The sequence below is a fragment of the Paenibacillus planticolens genome (assembly GCF_013141725.1).
Lineage (GTDB): Bacteria > Bacillota > Bacilli > Paenibacillales > NBRC-103111 > Paenibacillus_E > Paenibacillus_E planticolens.
This window is the reverse complement of the sequence record NZ_WHNZ01000064.1, coordinates 47,903-65,421: the sequence shown is the minus strand read 5'-3', so window position 1 is coordinate 65,421 and position 17,519 is coordinate 47,903. Positions and strand designations below refer to the sequence as shown.

Below are 17,519 nucleotides of genomic sequence, written 5' to 3'. Positions count from 1 at the left end.
ATGAGGATTCTGCCTATTATCCTATTAAGGAAACGGCAGAGTCAGTTATTCTTCATGGAGGAGTAGAGAGATGAGCAAAGAACAGTACGGGTTCGCGATCATTGGTGCAGGCGTAATTGGTCATACTCATGCCCAACGATTATTAGATGTTGATAAAGGGAAATTGGTCGTAATCTGCGATCTGAGTGAAGAAAAGGCACGTAGCTTCGGCGAAAAATATGGTTGTGAGTGGTCCTGCAATTTAGAGGAAGTGCTCGCTCGCCCTGATGTAGATATCGTAAATATTTGCTTGCCGAGCGGTATGCACGCAAAGTACACGATCGCTGCTGCCCGTGCAGGAAAACATATTATTACGGAGAAGCCAATCGATATTACCGCAGAGAATGCTTTGGAAATGATTCAAGAATGTCGTCAAGCGGGAGTCAAGTTAGCCGTTATTTCACAGCATCGGTTACAGCCTTCTACCCAGCAAGTTAAGAAGGACATTGAAGAAGGCAAGTTTGGCAAATTAGTCTTAGGATCTGCAGCGATTAACTGGTACCGTTCACAAGAATATTATGATAGTGGAGCTTGGCGTGGGACCTGGGCATTTGACGGGGGCGGGGCATTAATGAACCAAGGAGTACATACTGTTGACGTCTTGCAGTATTTAATGGGCCCGGTGGAAAGCGTGTATGCGCACTGTGAAACATTGGGGCATGATCGAATCGAAGTCGAGGACGCAGCCGTAGCCACTTTACGTTTTCGCAACGGAGCTATTGGTACACTAGTAGCCACCACTTGCGCCTATCCGGGGCTTACTGCGCGTATTGAAATATTTGGAAAAGACGGCAGTGCTGTTATAGATGGCGATGAACTCGTATTTAGAAAATTGAAATCTGAATCGGGGGAAGACGATTCTAATGATAAAACGACCATTTCGATGACAAAAGGAGGATCAACAACTGCCGGAAACCCGGGTGCAGTTGATGGAACGGGGCATATTAAACAAATGAATGACATGATCGCAGCGATTGAAGAAGATCGCGAACCCGTCATTAATGGCGAAGAAGGGTATAAACCACTGGAAATTATATTGGCAATTTACGAGTCAGCTCGTACAGGTCAGACTGTGACACTGTTAAACCAAGCTACTGTGGTGTAATGAAATTTTAATTCTCAAGTAAACGTTTACCTAGCGTAGACTAAGGCCGAGAACACACTATGTATTGTAGTGAGTTATCGGCTTTTTTTCAAGCAGCCGCTCCCAATACCCCGATGGAAATATGACCCTACATGTGGTTGCATTGCTCATTATTACATTTAAGCATATTGGATAAAGAGGGGGGCTTAACTTGCGAATAACGATTCGATTTAAGCTTATATCAGGATTTCTGGCACTATTGTTATTGTTTTTGATTGCCATCACATGCAATATATGGATTCATGCAAAGGTAGATACATTAACGGATGACATTATGTATAGTAAAAACGAACAATCCGTGCTGCAAAAAATTACTTATTTAGTCCGCTCTACGAACGATGACGGCGGCAGGTATTTAATGAGTACAACTGTCGATAGTAAGGAAAAATATATGTCCTTAATGAATAAAGACATAGAAGACGTTTCTGAACAATTGAAGCTGATTATTAAGGGTCATTTCCATGATAACGAGCAATTGAAATCAATTACAGCTTTCGATTATGAATGGAATAAATACCTTCAAGGAATTGACGCATCTTTTAGGGCCTTACAAAGCAAGGGAACTGGGTCAGCTCAAATGATGTATACGCAGGTTCCATTTGATCCCGTCATTAACTCATTAAATACATATAATGACGGATTATCAGCATTGATTTCAAGGCAAGATGCGGCTACCGACACGTTCAAGTCTTTTGTCAAAAGATTTAATATAATCATCATAGCGGTTACTTTACTGATTGGAATAGCTCTTGCTTTGATCATCTCAGGGAGAATAGTTAAACCTGTGCTTCAAGTTAATAGACAATTGAAGGAAATTGCTGAGGGAGGAGGAGATTTGACGAAACAAATTCATGTAAAAACCAAGGATGAAATCGGTGATTTAGCCTTTTATTTTAATCAGATGATACATAACCTTCGGAATATGGTGCAGCAGATAAGCTCAACGGCGCAACAGATAGCATCCTCTTCTGACCATTTAAATGCTTGTTCCCAACAAACAGGTCAAGCAACTGAACATATCGCTTATAGCATGCAGGAAATGGCTTCTAGATCTGATAAGCAAGTACTAAGTTTGAATGAAAGTGTTACAAAGATAATCACAATGTCGTTGGGAATTCAGCAAATTGCTACGAACACACAGGAAATGTCGAGAACGTCCGCAATCTCATCTGAGGTTGCACTTTCAGGCAATCAAGCTGTACAAACGGGAATAGATCAAATGAATTCTATTAAGATAACCATTCTTAGCTTAGCGGAAATTATACATAATCTTGGTGAACAGTTATTAGAAATTGATCAAATTGCCGCTGTAATTACGGAGCTGGCAGCACAAACAAACTTATTGGCACTAAATGCGGCGATTGAATCCGCGCGTGCCGGTGATTATGGCAAGGGATTTGCGGTTGTCGCAAATGAAGTAAAGAAACTTTCCAGGCAATCAGACAGCTCAGCCCAAAAAATTACGGAACTCATCCAAACCATTCATATTGAAACCAATAATGCTGTTCATTCTATGGAAAAGACGCTAATCGAGGTAAATGATGGTACGACGGTTATGAATGAGGCAGGTGAATCTTTTGGGAGAATACAACTATCGGTAACTGGCGTATCAATGCAAGTTAAGGACGTCTCTGCAGCGGTTGAACAGATGTCGGCCAGCTCAGATGAGGTTGTGAATATGATAAACGCCGTTTCACAGTTATCGCGAGAAACGGCGTCAGGGACACAAAGCGTGTCAAGCGCATCTGAGGAGCAGCTAGCCTCTATGGAAGAACTCTCTTCTTCAGCGGCGTATCTGGCTAATATGGCAGAAGAACTTCAATCTTTAGTAAGAAAATTTAAAGTATAACCATTTATTGGTGCTATCCGTGCAATGTCCATGTACTGTTAACGTTAAGAATTGTTTATATAGATCTTGACTTCAAATGGAAAGATACCTAAAATTAGTGAGATAGGTTTGTGTTTTTTTTATTAATGCTTGGGGAAATTTTATATTAGAAAGTAAACGTTTACCTTATGTTGAGGAGGGGAAATCGTGGCTATCATAGATCAACCGAAAAAAAAGAAATATGCAACTCTTAACGATGTAGCCAAGTTGGCAGAAACTTCAATTGCCACTGTATCATATATTCTCAATGATTCCAACAAACGGTATGTAAGTTCAGAGTTAAAGGAACGGGTGATTCAAGCGGCTAAGGAACTTAATTATATGAAAAGTGCCGTAGCCAGCAGCTTAAAAGGCAAAGAACGCGGCATCCTTTCCGTTCTAATTCCGCAGTTCGATAATCCTTTCTTTACCCGAATCGTCGTTGTCATTGAGGAAGTAGCCCGCAGCCGAGGATACTTTGTTTCAATTAGTACAACGGTGGATGATATGGAGAGAGAACGGGAAATTATTAAAAAGATGATTGAACAGCGTGTGGATGGACTCATTATAAGCCCAACCATTCAAGGGACCGAAAATACGGACCATCTGCGCAGCTTAGGCATACCCTATGTTATTTTGGAGAGGCCATTAGTCGGCGTCGATCAATATGATTTTGTTGGTTGCGATAATTGGAGCTGTGGATATACCGCGGCAAAACATTTGATTGATCATGGACATACCGAGATTGGATTTATTGGCTGGGATACGTTTATTAATGTCCAAGAAAGGAAACTGGGTTTTCTTGCCGCTATGAAAGAGCATGGTATTGAGGTCAAGCCTGAGTGGATTCAATTAGGCGGCCTTGGTGCTGAATCGGGTTATCGGTTTATGCCGCATCTGCTAGATTCTAAAGTAACCGCGGTTGTATTTGGCCACCATGCTTTGGCTGAGGGAGGAGTCCAACTATTAAGAGAACGAGGGATAGGCATACCTGAAGATCTGTCTGTTGTAATTATTGGTACTCCAAATTGGACGCAGTTGAATGCACCCAAATTTACATGTATTGACCAATCGGAACGTCTCATTGGAGAAACAGCGGCTGAGGTCTTGCTTAACAATGTTTTAGAGGAAAATATAAGTAAGCCTTGGCAAACGCTAAAAATAGCTTGCGAAATTTTGCCTGGAGAATCGGTAAAAAAATTAAACTAACGGATGAGCGATTAACGATATTGTTGCACTTCAGTTGGACGTTGGTGTAAGGTGACGCTCAGATAGCAGAGAAACCCCGTTTTTTAAAACGTTGGGTTTCTCTTTTTTTCTGTTAGAATGAAGGAATAACTAGGCTAGAGGTGGATGCAGTTGAAAATACTAATCGTTGAGGACGACTTACCGCTGCTTGAGGCGATTAAGGAAATATTTGAAAATGAGTCCTTCGACACGACGGGGACTTCGATGGGAGATGAAGGGTGCTTCTTAGCGGAGCAAGGAAGTTATGACCTTATTCTCCTTGACGTGATGTTACCGGGAATGAACGGACTGGACATTGTGAAGCATTTGCGCGGCCATCAAATTTCGACGCCGATCATCATGTTGACTGCAAAAGACAGTGTGGAAGATTGTGTGAGGGGGCTCGATGCCGGGGCTGACGATTATGTGACGAAACCTTTTGCTGTTACTGTACTGCTCGCTCGAGCAAGAGCGGTATTAAGAAGACGCGGGACCATTGATCTAGATGGAAAAATGTCTTGCGGGCAAATTCAGCTGGTACCTGGCTTAAGGGATGCTTATGCCGGGGAAGAGCCTTTGCGATTAAGTCCTAAGGAATATGAGTTATTGGAATTTTTCCTGTGCAACAAGGAACAAATTCTATCCAGAGATCAAATCTTCGAACGGATATGGGGATTTGAATCGGAATCTGCTTCAACAGCGGTTGATGTATATGTTCACCATCTGCGCAAAAAACTTGCGCCGTATGGCGGAGAGATCTATTTAAAGACAATTCGCGGAGTAGGGTATTTGTTTAAGGGAGATTCCAATGTTCAATAAAACTCGAACTCAATTGGTACTGTTAAATTCTGTAGTGGTTGTATTGATTTTGCTAGTATCTGGAATTATCTTGTATATTCATTTATCTTTTCGCTTATTTCATCAAGTTGATGAGGCGGTTGTCAATATTTCCAGATCCATGCAAGCGAGCTCCATCGATCAAATGCTGCAAGCCGATCATCCGGAGCCTGATGCCGACAGGAGGACTTCCTATTTTTTCTGGGACGATCAGGGACAATTAATCAATCAATATCCGAAGCAATTGTTCTCTCTGGATGATGCTTCACGCTTTAAGCGTATTAGCAGCAATGGGGATATGCAGAATGTGTTTGCAAATGGACGCGAGTACCGGATATTGGGATTCCGTAATCCAATGAACGAAACGGTCGATTCAACGTTTTTACCCCATGCTTCGTACGTAGTTGTCGTTAGAAACTTAGAAGCTGAGAATAGCATGCTTCAGACGCTTCGTACGGATCTTGGCCTGGCCGGCGCAGCAGGTGTATTGTTCTCGATCATGGCCGGTCTCTATCTGGCAGGCCGTTCTCTTGTGCCGATTCGGAGGTCCTGGAACAAACAACAGCAATTCGTTGCTGACGCCTCCCATGAGCTGCGCACGCCAACCTCCGTTATCCATACTCGCGCTGAGCTTTTGTTCCGGCATCCTCAACATACGATCGAGCAGGAAAGTCAGAACATTGCCCTCATTTTGAAGGAAAGCAAGCGAATGGGGAATTTGATCGACGATCTGTTGACACTCGCAAGAACGGATTCCAACCAACTGCAAATTAACGCCGCGACAATACCGCTTCACCTTATTCTCGAAGACCTTGCCGAGCAATTTGAGCTGCTGGCGGAAACCAAATCCATCCGCATTCTTTCGCTTTTCCAGCCATCCGTGATATGGGGGGACGAAAGCCGGCTTCGGCAATTGTTCATTATTTTATTGGATAATGCTCTAAAGTATACGCCGCCGCATGGAACCATTCAGATTACCTGTCACAACTTATCACATTCCATACAGGTCATCGTGAAAGACAGCGGTTGCGGGATCGATGAAGCCGATCTTCCGCATATTTTCGAGCGCTTCTACAGAGCGGATAAGTCACGTTCCCGCACGGAGGGCGGTACAGGGCTCGGACTTTCTATCGCTGAGTGGATCGTGCATGCGCATAGGGGCAGCATTCGCGTAACGTCCCAGATTTCCGTCGGTACTGAAATTCAGATCAATTTTCCAAAGAAAAATTAGGCGGCTATTCATATAAGTGTGTTTTAATAAAATTTAAATGTTTACTCCTTATAATGAAAATATCGATGAAGCATTGTAGGGAGGGATTCACATGGCGAAAATGAACAAAAAGTGGGTCGCCTTGTGTTCGACGGCTATTGGAGCTATGTATGCCGCTGGATATTTTGCAACCGAGACCCAAGCTACGATACAGCAACCGCAACCGCGACAACAACTGCAAGCTCAAGTCACTCAGGCCAAAAGCGGTCAAACAAATCGGATGTATAAAGAGGGTACCTATACGGGTACAGGAAGTAATCGACGTGGATCGATCGAGGCCACAGTAACGATAAAAAACGATCGGATTACAGATGTCGAAATCAGTCATTTTGCCATGCACTATACCATTGATGACGTTGAAGGGCTGCCGCAAGAAGTAGTACAGAAACAAAGTGCGCAAGTACAGAATGTATCGGGTGCGACGTATAGTACACAAGCATTTAAAGACGCCATACAAGATGCGCTTTCCCAGGCGCGAAACGCCTAATGGTCATAACCATGAAGAAAACAAAATTATTTATGGATACCGTTGTAGATATTAAGGTCGTCACACAGCAACCAAAGGATGTGATCGAAGCTGCCATTGATCGTGCTTTCGAAGCATTTCGGAAAGTCGAACATGCCTGCAGCCGTTTCAGCCTTGACAGCGAATTGATGGAGGCGTGCCGACAAGTCCAAACTCCCGTAAAGATTAGCCCGTTATTATTTGAACCTTTGAAGTTTGCTTTGGAGATGGCGGAATGGACGAATGGCCTATTCGATCCTGCGGTAGGAAAAGCGATGGAGGATCATGGATTCAATCAGCATTATTTAACGGGAGAAACGATCCAGAGCTTATCATCAGCTTCGGCTACCTTCAGGGATATCATCTTAAATGAACAGGATCGTACGCTCTATTTGCGTAAGCCGCTGGTCATTGATTTGGGGGGAGCAGCTAAAGGATTTGCCATCGATTTGGCCGCTCAAGAGCTCAAAGAATTTGAAGGCTTTGTCATCAATGCTGGCGGAGACCTCTATGCGGGAGGTGTGGATGAAACCGGCAGCAAGTGGAAAATTGGCATTCAGCATCCCGAGCGCCAAGGAGAAGTCATCCAAACGATTGAAATCTCCAATGAAGCTGTCTGCACCTCGGGAAGTTACGAGCGCAAGAGCGCATTAAGAGCTGGTTTGCATCACATCATCGATCCCATGACCAAACAATCGCCGGGTGAATGGGTCAGCTGCAGTGTCATCGCCCCTTATGCCATGCTGGCCGATGCTTTCTCGACGGCCTCTTTCTTGCTGGATTGGGACAGCGGAAGAACGTTCATTGAGCAAGTTGAGCTCCAGGCAATTTTCATTACATCCGGTCTGCAAATATATCAAGTAGGGGGGGATATACATTGACTATGAATCGTTGGATCAAAACGCCAAAGGGATATGTCATCATTTCCATGGTGGCCTTTTTATTCATAGCTGCTATTTGGTCACAAGACATCAAAGGCATTGTTAATGGCCTTATTGCGGTAGGTGTTTGTTCAGCCATCGATATTCTTTGTTCACGCATAGCCAAAAAAAAGCGGGCTCTGCCAGATGGAGCCGTGATAACAGGGTTAATCATTGCTTTGATCTTAAGCACCGCTGCCTCTTGGTATATTGTTGCGGCAACTTCCCTTATGGCTATTTTGTCTAAATATTTACTTGTCCAGAACAAAAAACCAATCTTTAATCCAGCCGCCTTTGGACTGCTTCTGTCCATCCTTTTTTTTCGAACAGGACAAAGCTGGTGGGGGGCATTCGGGGATCTTCCTGCATGGTCAGTCGTATTTCTCTTGATTGGCGGATACATGGTAACGAACAGAGTAAACAAATTCCCTCAGGTTTTTTCATTTCTTGGGACGTATTTCATTTTATTGTTTGTTATGGGGATATTAAATATCGGAGACGCTGCTGACGCGCTTCGGCCGCCATTTATCAATGCTTCCCTATTCTTTGCTTTATTTATGCTTACAGATCCGCCTACTTCACCTGCCAAGGATAAGGATCAAGTCATTTTTGGCATCCTTAGCGCGGTTGTTGGAGCAGTTGTTTACGGTTGTTTTGGAGGTTTAATGTACTTATTTATTGGATTGCTTGTAGGTAACCTTTATCAGTTTTTGAAACCAAGATCCGACAAACAGCAGAAGAGGTAAAAAAAGGGTGAAAATAAGTGCGAATGGCGCCCAATTTTTTCCTAGAAAATCATGGATGAAGATCGTATTGGGGTAGCACATCAGCGAGAGAACGATCATTCCCAATGCGAGAGGAACGACCAGAGGCTTCTCATCCTGGATGTTCAGGATTTGCACGAGCCCCAGCAGAGAAGCGTGAAAGGTGAGCACAATTTTGAGGAAAATGGATAGCACCCAAATGGAGATCAAAATGCCTTCGACCCTTTCAAGGAAATGGCCGATGCTTATATTTTTGGCAAGCGTGTAGGCCGGAAACAATTGGTTCGAAGTCAGCTCTGCACTCAGCACGGCAATGCTCCCGATCGTCGTAATAAGAAGGATGGCGCCCCCGATTCCAATCCCCCAAATAAAGCTGATTTGACGACCTTTCTCTTTGGCAACGAACGGATAAAACATGAGCAGCACAATCATCTCCTGCAAACCGTAGAATGAAAATCCGCCCCGCAGAACCGGCTTTATGCCGAACTCCATAACCGGCATGAAATTTCTCATATCGAATTTAGGCAGCAACGGTAAAATGAGCAGTAAAAATAGGAGAATCAGCCAGGGGAAAAAGACGACGGCCGCCCTCGAATACACGACAAAGCCTGATCGGACGGCCAGCACAACAACAAGAATAAACAGCATTTGCAGAGCCTCTATCGGCGTTTCCTGCATGATCTGAGAAGTTACGAAATAACCTAGATCCCCGATCATCAGGGAAGCCAACAAATAAAAAAATAAGACAAAAGCCAGAGATACCGCTTTGCCCGCCCATTTGCCAAGCACAGTTTCGCAATATTGGACCAAAGTTTGCCCGGCAAAGCGTTCTCCTAATACAACATATAGCATGGCGTTCAAAGCATTGAAAGCAATACCTAGGAGGCATGCCAGCCATGCGTCCTGCTTTGCCTCAATTGCAAGCCCTGAAGGCGTAATCAGTATGGAAGTGCCAATCATGAAAAAAGTAACGAGTATCGTGAAAGAGCTTCTGCTAATGATTTGTTGCTTCTCCATGGAGCCGGCCCCCCTTTCATTGCAATATGGAATAAACCGCTTGAGGATAGGGTCCTAGTATCGCCGACAACATAACCAACGGATTAGGTAAAGAGGCGTTCAAGCTTTTTGCGATGCCAAGCACACTGATGCATAGTGTAGAAATAGCCAATATCCAAGCTTCTTTGCGCTTGTCCTCCTTCCACAATGGATGGATTTCTTTCCATACCGTCCAGATGAGTGTGAGAACTACCCCAATTAAGAGCAGCATAAGTTGCACCTTATTCTGTCGTTATTTTTTCAATAGGCTGCATGATCGTTCCTATCCGTCGAATGGTGAATTTTACATGAACACGTACTTTAACCGATTGAAAAACCTCGTTCCAATTCTTGATTTGATGCCAGGATTGGGGGTATTTTTTATGGAATGTTTTTCCAAAACCATAAATATCCGCACCGAAATTTTTCTGTATTTTCGCGATGGATTGCTCAATGATCGTTTCCAATTTGCTGTTGTTCAACTGTTCGATCTCGTCGACCACCGAGGCTTGAGAAAGGTCGATTGTGCATTCGACATCGGCAATATCACCGTCAATTCCGATATTGACGTCGAATTCGGGAGCTCCATTGACAAGGTGCGGGTGGATGACGCTGTTGGAACGAATCGCCTGCAGCGTAATGTTCCCTTGAGATCCCGGACATGGAATATACCCTGTGCTTTGTGAAACTGAATTTTGCACATAATTTAAAGCTTTCGTATCGTTCTCATCCAACCAGCCAACAAATCGGTCCATATTGAAAACAGCCATGCCTGAATATTTAAACAGGGCAGGTGGTTTCACATATTTTGTATTGGCCGACTGCTTCCCGATATTTTTATTGCCTATAATTTCGATCCCGGTCATGGCGGGACTCTTGCCCGGAGTTCCTACTTCCTGAAGCAGACGGTTAAGATTCATGCTTCCCGTTGCAGACCAATATTTATCGGAAGTTTCAAGCATTGTATACATGTTGTTGGCGGGAATCGGATCCAATACGCTAATAAGGTTTAAAACATCGGAAGCTTTGGCCTGCTTGGCGACGATGAAATAAAAGTCAGTTCGCATATCCATATTGCGGGACAAGAAATCCAGCGGTTTGCTAATGCCTGCGCGAGCCGCATCCTCACCGAATACAACCATCCGCAGATGGGAGTAGTGCAAAAACCGGGATGCTTTCACACTCATGCGAGATAAGGCTTCAGGAACCGTCATGCCGGTTTCTTCATAGGCGACAACGGCGTTCCCGTTGCTGGAGCTTGCTTTTTTGACGGATACTTGACTTGGATTGACGATTTGGATCGTAACTTTATAGCGCTCTCCGACTTTATCAATCCCCATTCCTACGACGATGCTTATACTATTCAATTCATGGCTGCTCCAACAACCCGTTAATAAGCAAAGGAACGTAAATAAGCATAAACCGGCGGATATGGCACGATTCAAAGGATGAGCCTCCTCATCTGCGCTTCTGACGAACGAGATTTTTTTGACGGAAGACCTTGGGGCGAGTAATCATATTCGGAAAAGTAAAGCGGACCAGCGTATCTTTCTGATCTGATAAATGGAACGGAGCAAAAGGCGACATATAGGGAACGCCAAATGAGGAAATCCCGCACAAATGGACGACCAATGCGATGATCCCTACAAAAATGCCAAAAAGACCAAATGTGGCAGCCAGTATCATAAGCAAAAACCGGATGATGCGAATCGTGATGCCGAGGTTAAAGGCGGGCAGAACAAAGTTGGACATCGCTGTGATCGATACGACGATAACCATCGCGGCACTTACGAGACCTGCTTCCACGGCAGCTTGACCAATCACAAGCGTGCCCACAATAGAAATGGACTGACCAACGGTTCTAGGCATACGCACACTGGCTTCACGCAATATTTCGAACGTAATCTCCATCATAATCGCTTCGACAAAGGCCGGGAAAGGAACGCCCTCGCGCTGGCTTGCTAAATTATAGAGCAGCGTAGTCGGCAGCATTTCCTGATGAAAAGTTGTCACCGCAATGTAAAAAGAAGGGGTTAATAGTGCCAATCCAAAAGACAATACGCGAAGCAGACGGATTAAGGAGGAGAAATTCGCCGGCTGGTAATAGTCCTCGCTGGATTGGAAAAATTGGGTGAACAATGCCGGAACAAGCAGGGCAAACGGCGTTCCGTCTACAAGAATGGCAACGCGTCCTTCCAATAAACCGGCTGCAATGACATCCGGGCGCTCTGTGTTGAAAACAGTTGAAAAGGGTGTGTTCTGTTTATCTTCAATCAGCTCCTCAATGTAGTTGCTCTCCAAGATGGCGTCTATATCAATGAGGGACAGTCTGGTTTTTACTTCTTCGAGCACTTCTTCGGACACAATGTTCTTAACGTAGGCCACTACGACTTCCGTTTTGGTCACTCTGCCAATGCTCATCGTTTCCATCCAGAGATTGCGGTCTTTGATTTTACGGCGGAGCATGGCTGTATTCCATTGCAGAACCTCTGTAAAGCCTTCCCGGGGGCCGCGGACAACTGATTGTACATTGGGTTCTTCGACCTGGCGCCCGATAAGCTCCTTGGTTCCAATCGCTAATGCCCGCTTGCATCCGTCAAGCAGCAGAATACTTTCACCGGACAATAGCGACTCAAAAAGATCGTCCAGAGTGTCAATATGCTCTACTGTGCCCGAGGAGACCACAACATTCTCCAAATAGCCTAGCAGCTCTTCGGGATTCAAGTGTTGTTGTGCGCCGTTCTTGCAGCAGGCGAGCAGGGTGTCGATCATCGAGTACAAGTTCGAGATGCCAGCCATATAGACAATCGCTCCTTCGATGGAACGATGATCGCCGAGATCAATCTGGATTTCCCGGATGGCAATGTCGCTGCTGTTTCCCAGTTCTTGTGTGATCTCCAGCAAGTTATCTGTCAGACTATCGGCCAACTCCATGTCCAATCCGTTCTCGTCATGTTTCATGAAAGCCTCCTGCATTAGCGCTATTCGGGCAAGATCTGTTTGAGCATAGTATTGATATAAATTCCAAATTTATGCATTGTTTGAAACGCACCGTTGCTTTACGAAGATCTTATAGTAAAATAAAAGGCAAACAGCATTAATGTAAGCGGTATCACAGAAAGGCGGGGAAGGAATGCAGCTGCGTTTTATCGCACTTGGAATGGCTATGTCTGTGCTCTTGGCTGCCTGTCAGCAGGGGGGTGTGACTTCGGTCGCGAAGAAACACCCGACAGAACAGACCCTTACCTGGATTCATCATTTTGATGAGGAAGGCGCGCGTAAATGGCTGGAAATGGGAACACAGCAATTTACCCAAAAGAATCCGATGTATATGGTCACACTTACGGGGGTAGATGGTGGCAACTACATGAGTTTGCTTCGTACAAAGGCCATTTCCAATAATATGCCTGATATCTATATGATTGATAACTTGGAATCCGCAGAGGACTTAATCAGAACCGGCTACGCCATGGATTTGACCGGCCAGCCCTTCCTTTCTCAGATTGACGAGCGATATTTGAATGGCGTGAAATTAGCCGATGGACGAATTTGGGCGCTGCCGATCGATGTCAATGGGGCGGGTGTTATTTACAATAAAGAGGCTTTCGCGAAAGCCGGTATACAAGATCCGCCGAAAACATGGGAACAGTTTATAGAAGCCTGTGAAGCGCTTCGCAATGTTGGCATAACGCCTATCGCCGCGGGTTATAAGGATAGCTGGACAATCGTTTGGGACATAGCGGCCGATCTGTTAGCCAATCAGCATGCAGAGAATGTAAATTGGTTTTCTGAAATTGAAGCAGGACGAACCACATTTGCTGAAGATCGTATTCATTTTAAAGCTATACTGAAACGATTTGGAGAACGCTTGAAATATGTGTCAAAACCATTTGAAACGGATTGGAATCAAGCGCAGTTCTTACTGGCTGAGGGGAAAGCGGGAATGATTATTAACGGAACATGGACGGTTGACGGGGTAAAGTCGAAAAATCCTGCCAGCAATCTGGGCTTGTTCGCATTCCCTTACTCGAATGATCCTCAAGATGCCAAGTTCGGTTTAAAATCAACAGGCGGCATTGTCGTCAATCCGAAATCCCCCAACAGAGAAGTCGCTTTGCAACTGCTAAACCTATTTGCTTCCAAAGAAATGGGTATTGTTTTCCAGAACAATAAAAAGGCATTGTCTGTCATTAAGGGATTACCCACCGACTTTGATCCCACCTATGTAGATTTGGATGAAACCTATATTCAGAAGGGCAAAACGTATGATTGGTCCAGTTTGCCGACGGATTTCGTTAATCAGGATTTGCAGAAGGTGTTTGTGAATGCGTTAACAAAATTTGTACTCGATCGCAACCACAACCTGGAGTCATGCATTCAAGAGCTTGATCAAGCCTTCGATCGTTTTCGCAAACCATACAAAGGATAGATGGCAAGGAGCGGTGCAGAGTGGCAGTTCCATTTTGGCGTCAAAAACAGATTAAAGATTATCGCATCCGTACGAAAATATTTCTATCAAATATGATCATCATTTTATTCATTTCGGTGGCAATAGGCGGAGCTGCGATCTATGCTTCCACTACATATATTGAGTCGAATACAAGAGACCTGTCCATGCAAGTTATTCATCAAGTATCGGATAATATTGAGAGCAAGGCCAAGGAGGTATTCAATTCATCGGTTTATGTGTTAAGCGACAATAATATCAGGCAAATTGTTGCCGAGCAAGGGGAGCAGGTTACAAGCGATAATTATCCAGCATTTCGCAGTCGCATGGAATTTTTGCTTGCGCAATACGGGAACGGTAATCCCTATATGAATGCCATTATGATTCAAACCGGAAAAGGGCAAGTGTATTGGTGGGAAAATAAGAACGGACTGGATCATACTTTGAATTCTGATGCTGTAAAAGCCATAACCGAGATGGGATCCTCTTATTTAAACGATCATGGACAGAATACGGGCTGGTCCCCTCCAATCCGAAAGCAAAATGAAGTATTGCTCGTTAGAGATTTCACAGATTTGAATCAAATTGACCGCAGTTTAGGTACGATCGTATTTTGCATTGATTCTAATTATTTCCTTTCGTTAGGAAGCGGGAGTTCGATAATTAAGCAAAACAATGTGGCTATTCTTAGCCCTTTCAACGAGCTGTTAGCTGGCGGCAGCGATCCCGATACAGCGAATCTTATTAAAAAAAGCTCGGGCATTGTCCTTAGTGAACAAGATTCATCCATGGCCATGGTAGAGCATGCAGGGACAGGGAGCTATTTATTCGTGCAAGAGCGAACCCCAAAGCTTGGATGGCGGATCTTATGCTTTATTCCTATGTCAGCTTTGCTGTCGGATACGCGCGTATTAATTTTAGTCATCCTGCTAGTTTCGCTGCTGGCGGTTCTGATTTCCACAGGTATTGCCGCCTTGCTCTCCAATTCGTCAACCCGCAATATCAAAACGCTGGAGCAAACCATGAGAAAGGTGGAGGAGGGCAACTTTGACGTCCGAATTGAGCCGCTGGGGAAGGATGAGATTGGCAGTCTCACCGTTCGTTTTAATTTCATGCTTTCCAGAATCAATGAGTTGATCAATACGGTGTATAAAGAGCAGATTGCCAAGCAGCAGGCGGAATTCACTGTTTTAATGAGCCAGATTAACCCGCATTTCTTATACAACACACTAGGAACTGTAAAATGGTATGCCCGTTTGAAACAGCAGCCGGAGATTGAACGAATGGTTACCGCTGTTATTGATCTTTTGAAGTCTTCCGTCCGGCGAGTCGGGGAGTTCCATAGTCTTGAGCAGGAAATTGTGCAATTGAAAAACTATATTTACATTCAGAAGATCGGGTACGGGGAAGCTTTCCAGGTTGAATACGAGGTTGACGAGCAGCTTCTTGGGTGCGAGGTGCCTTATTTTATTTTGCAGCCTTTGGTGGAGAATGCTATTCTTCACGGCATTGAAATGTCGAAAGGAAATGGACGAATTTGCGTTTCAGCCAAGCAGGCGGAGAACCGGCTGTACCTGGTTGTCGAGGACAACGGAGTTGGCATGTCGGAGAAGCGAACAGCCGATTTGTTAAATACCGTTGCCAAAGAGGAAAGGGTGCCTGGCGTGACAAGTATCGGAATTCATAATGTGAATGAACGTGTTCAACTCTATTATGGTCAGCAATTCGGGCTTAGTTATGAGAGTACGCTTGGCGTTGGCACGAAAGCAATGATATGCATACCACACAAGACGTACCGTCAGAGGAGGTAAGAATATGTTGAACGCTATGATCGTTGAGGACAATGCCATTTACCGGTATGCCATTAAATCGATTCTCCGTTGGGAGGATTATGGGTTCCAAATTGTGAGTGAAGCGCTAAATGGCGTGCATGCCCTTCAGCTGTTGCAGGAGCAGCGTGTTGATTTAATTGTTACCGATATTTCTATGCCGGAAATGAATGGGATAGATTTAATTCAGCATGTGAAACAGTGGGATTCGAGCATCAAAATCGTAGCTCTAAGCTCTTTCGATGATTTCCGTTATGTGAAGGAAGCCTTGAAACTTGGCGCTGAAGATTATTTATTAAAGCATGACCTGGAGCCGGATACCCTTCAGCAGCTATTGCAGCTTATGAATGTCAAAATTTTAGAGGATTACGAGCGGCAGAAGCAAGCCGATTACCGAGATGCGAATTTGCGTGAGATGCAGCTGCTAGTGGGTCGCAAGCTGCTGCTTGGGGAATGGCAAACGGCTGGAGAAATGGAGAGCCAAGCATCTGCGGTTCATTTTCCATTCCAGAATGGACCTACTGCGGTTGTTGTCATGGAGGGCGAGCTGCCGAATATCCTTCCTAAGGCCACGGAGGAGCCGCAGCAAGAGCTGATCACAATGGTCATCCCTATCAAGAACCGGAGAAACGCGGTAATCATTTCTTGTCCTTATGAAAAGAGCGAGCGTAAATGCAAAGAGGAAGCACTTCGCCATGCTTCGCTTGCGGTAAAACAAAACGATACGGTAACGGCAGGCATTAGCTCCATCGGCTATGCATTAAAAGACTGGTCCGCCTTGTATCAGCAGGCAAAGTCAGCATTGGAACAATCCGTATACGAAGGTGCTGGGAAAATTTATAGCTATGCTAGTACAAGCGTCATGGAGGTTGAGCCGGCTAAGAACAATCTCGCGATACAAGCGCTGGCCGCAGCTATGAAAAAGGGCGTTTGGACGGATGTCGAAGCTCAGATAGACTTCTTTTTTCAATCTCTGCGAGAAAGAAAACGGCCTCTTGCGGAATTAAGATCACTTCTTATGGAGGTTATCCTGTTGATAAAAACCACCGCATTGGAAAAAAATATGTTTTCTGAGCGTGTGGAAAATTCGCTTAAACAGCTGAGCCAAACCATTGAAGCCCTTCCGCTCTTGGATGAAGTGAAAATTTCTCTGTTGGACTTGACCCGATCGTTGATCGGAAACCGTTCTGAAAATGCCCAGATTAGGAAAGAGATTCAAGCGGCAATTGCTTACATGGAAGAGCATTATGCCGAAGATATCACGGTTGCGAAGATGGCTTACGTTCTCCATCTCAGCAGCAATTACTTATCCAATTTATTTAAAAATGAGACAGGCATGCGAATTGTTGAATATATGAACCGTTGTCGGATCCGCAAAGCCAAGCTGCTGCTTCGTGATCCTTCTTTAAAAGTGTATGAGGTTGCAGCAAAAACAGGGTTTCAAGAAACTTCTTACTTCTGCAAAGTATTTAAAGAAATCGAAGGGAAGACGGTGAAAGAATTCAGATGTGAAAATTAATGCAGCGGCTTTGTTGCCGAAAAGCTCTGTGAAATGTACAAGAAATCTGTGAATTATTGAAGGAAAAAAGCTGTGAATTCAGATAGAATTCACAGCTTTTTTTTATGCCGATCGTC

14 protein-coding genes are annotated in these 17,519 nt (G+C 44.5%); 11 read left to right on the top strand and 3 right to left on the bottom strand.

The window, feature by feature from the left end; translation table 11 throughout:
• Positions 1 to 70 precede the first annotated feature (70 nt).
• The 8 genes from GC097_RS27540 (at position 71) to GC097_RS27505 (ending at position 8,555) form a co-directional block, all read left to right on the top strand.
• Positions 71 to 1,144: a Gfo/Idh/MocA family protein gene (locus GC097_RS27540; protein ID WP_171686495.1), complete on the top strand. Its 1,074-nt coding sequence runs from the start codon at positions 71 to 73 to the stop codon at positions 1,142 to 1,144.
• A gap of 190 nt (positions 1,145 to 1,334) precedes the next feature.
• Positions 1,335 to 3,032 (top strand): methyl-accepting chemotaxis protein, encoded by a 1,698-nt coding sequence (locus tag GC097_RS27535; protein WP_171686494.1) that lies wholly within the window; start codon positions 1,335 to 1,337, stop codon positions 3,030 to 3,032.
• Positions 3,033 to 3,218: 186 nt separating this feature from the next.
• Complete coding sequence (locus GC097_RS27530; protein ID WP_171686493.1) at positions 3,219 to 4,259, top strand: LacI family DNA-binding transcriptional regulator; 1,041 nt, start codon at positions 3,219 to 3,221, stop codon at positions 4,257 to 4,259.
• Positions 4,260 to 4,409: 150 nt separating this feature from the next.
• Positions 4,410 to 5,096, top strand: a complete 687-nt coding sequence (locus GC097_RS27525; RefSeq protein WP_171686604.1) for a response regulator transcription factor — start codon at positions 4,410 to 4,412, stop codon at positions 5,094 to 5,096.
• Between the two features lie 70 nt (positions 5,097 to 5,166).
• Positions 5,167 to 6,345 (top strand): sensor histidine kinase, encoded by a 1,179-nt coding sequence (locus GC097_RS27520; protein ID WP_171686492.1) that lies wholly within the window; start codon positions 5,167 to 5,169, stop codon positions 6,343 to 6,345.
• Between the two features lie 100 nt (positions 6,346 to 6,445).
• Complete coding sequence (locus tag GC097_RS27515; RefSeq protein ID WP_246294481.1) at positions 6,446 to 6,871, top strand: FMN-binding protein; 426 nt, start codon at positions 6,446 to 6,448, stop codon at positions 6,869 to 6,871.
• Positions 6,872 to 6,903: 32 nt separating this feature from the next.
• A complete protein-coding gene (locus GC097_RS27510) occupies positions 6,904 to 7,770 on the top strand; it encodes an FAD:protein FMN transferase (protein ID WP_246294480.1) in 867 nt (288 codons plus the stop codon).
• 2 nt (positions 7,771 to 7,772) lie between these two features.
• Positions 7,773 to 8,555, top strand: coding sequence for an RnfABCDGE type electron transport complex subunit D (locus GC097_RS27505; protein WP_246294495.1), 783 nt, complete (start codon positions 7,773 to 7,775; stop codon positions 8,553 to 8,555).
• Here GC097_RS27505 and GC097_RS27500 read toward each other — a convergent pair.
• The 3 genes from GC097_RS27500 to GC097_RS27490 all read right to left on the bottom strand — a co-directional run bounded on the left by GC097_RS27500 (position 8,481) and on the right by GC097_RS27490 (position 12,569).
• Positions 8,481 to 9,590: a GerAB/ArcD/ProY family transporter gene (locus GC097_RS27500; RefSeq protein WP_171686488.1), complete on the bottom strand. Its 1,110-nt coding sequence runs from the start codon at positions 9,588 to 9,590 to the stop codon at positions 8,481 to 8,483. The genes GC097_RS27505 and GC097_RS27500 overlap by 75 nt on opposite strands.
• Positions 9,591 to 9,850: 260 nt before the next feature.
• Positions 9,851 to 11,053, bottom strand: coding sequence for a Ger(x)C family spore germination protein (locus tag GC097_RS27495; protein WP_171686487.1), 1,203 nt, complete (start codon positions 11,051 to 11,053; stop codon positions 9,851 to 9,853).
• Between the two features lie 13 nt (positions 11,054 to 11,066).
• A complete protein-coding gene (locus GC097_RS27490; protein ID WP_246294479.1) occupies positions 11,067 to 12,569 on the bottom strand; it encodes a spore germination protein in 1,503 nt (500 codons plus the stop codon).
• A gap of 172 nt (positions 12,570 to 12,741) precedes the next feature.
• On the opposite strand from GC097_RS27490, the gene GC097_RS27485 reads away from it, so the two are divergent.
• From GC097_RS27485 to GC097_RS27475, 3 genes are read left to right on the top strand one after another with little or no spacing between them, the layout of a single operon-like run.
• Positions 12,742 to 14,037, top strand: a complete 1,296-nt coding sequence (locus GC097_RS27485) for an ABC transporter substrate-binding protein (protein WP_171686485.1) — start codon at positions 12,742 to 12,744, stop codon at positions 14,035 to 14,037.
• Positions 14,038 to 14,057: 20 nt separating this feature from the next.
• Positions 14,058 to 15,866 carry a sensor histidine kinase gene (locus GC097_RS35085; protein WP_171686484.1) on the top strand — a complete coding sequence of 603 codons (1,809 nt, stop codon included), beginning with the start codon at positions 14,058 to 14,060 and terminating at the stop codon, positions 15,864 to 15,866.
• 4 nt (positions 15,867 to 15,870) lie between these two features.
• Entirely contained in the window at positions 15,871 to 17,403 is a 1,533-nt protein-coding gene (locus GC097_RS27475; protein WP_171686483.1) for a response regulator, read from the top strand.
• The last annotated feature ends 116 nt before the right edge of the window (positions 17,404 to 17,519 follow it).

What these genes read in the sequence shown, in the direction of transcription:
- GC097_RS27490 (WP_246294479.1), bottom strand. Translation starts at nt 12,569, where the DNA reads ATGAAACATGACGAGAACGGATTGGACATGGAGTTGGCCGATAGTCTG.
- GC097_RS27510 (WP_246294480.1), top strand. Translation starts at nt 6,904, where the DNA reads ATGGATACCGTTGTAGATATTAAGGTCGTCACACAGCAACCAAAGGAT.
- GC097_RS27485 (WP_171686485.1), top strand. Translation starts at nt 12,742, where the DNA reads ATGCAGCTGCGTTTTATCGCACTTGGAATGGCTATGTCTGTGCTCTTG.
- GC097_RS27505 (WP_246294495.1), top strand. Translation starts at nt 7,773, where the DNA reads ATGAATCGTTGGATCAAAACGCCAAAGGGATATGTCATCATTTCCATG.
- GC097_RS27500 (WP_171686488.1), bottom strand. Translation starts at nt 9,590, where the DNA reads ATGGAGAAGCAACAAATCATTAGCAGAAGCTCTTTCACGATACTCGTT.
- GC097_RS27475 (WP_171686483.1), top strand. Translation starts at nt 15,871, where the DNA reads ATGTTGAACGCTATGATCGTTGAGGACAATGCCATTTACCGGTATGCC.
- GC097_RS27540 (WP_171686495.1), top strand. Translation starts at nt 71, where the DNA reads ATGAGCAAAGAACAGTACGGGTTCGCGATCATTGGTGCAGGCGTAATT.
- GC097_RS27515 (WP_246294481.1), top strand. Translation starts at nt 6,446, where the DNA reads ATGAACAAAAAGTGGGTCGCCTTGTGTTCGACGGCTATTGGAGCTATG.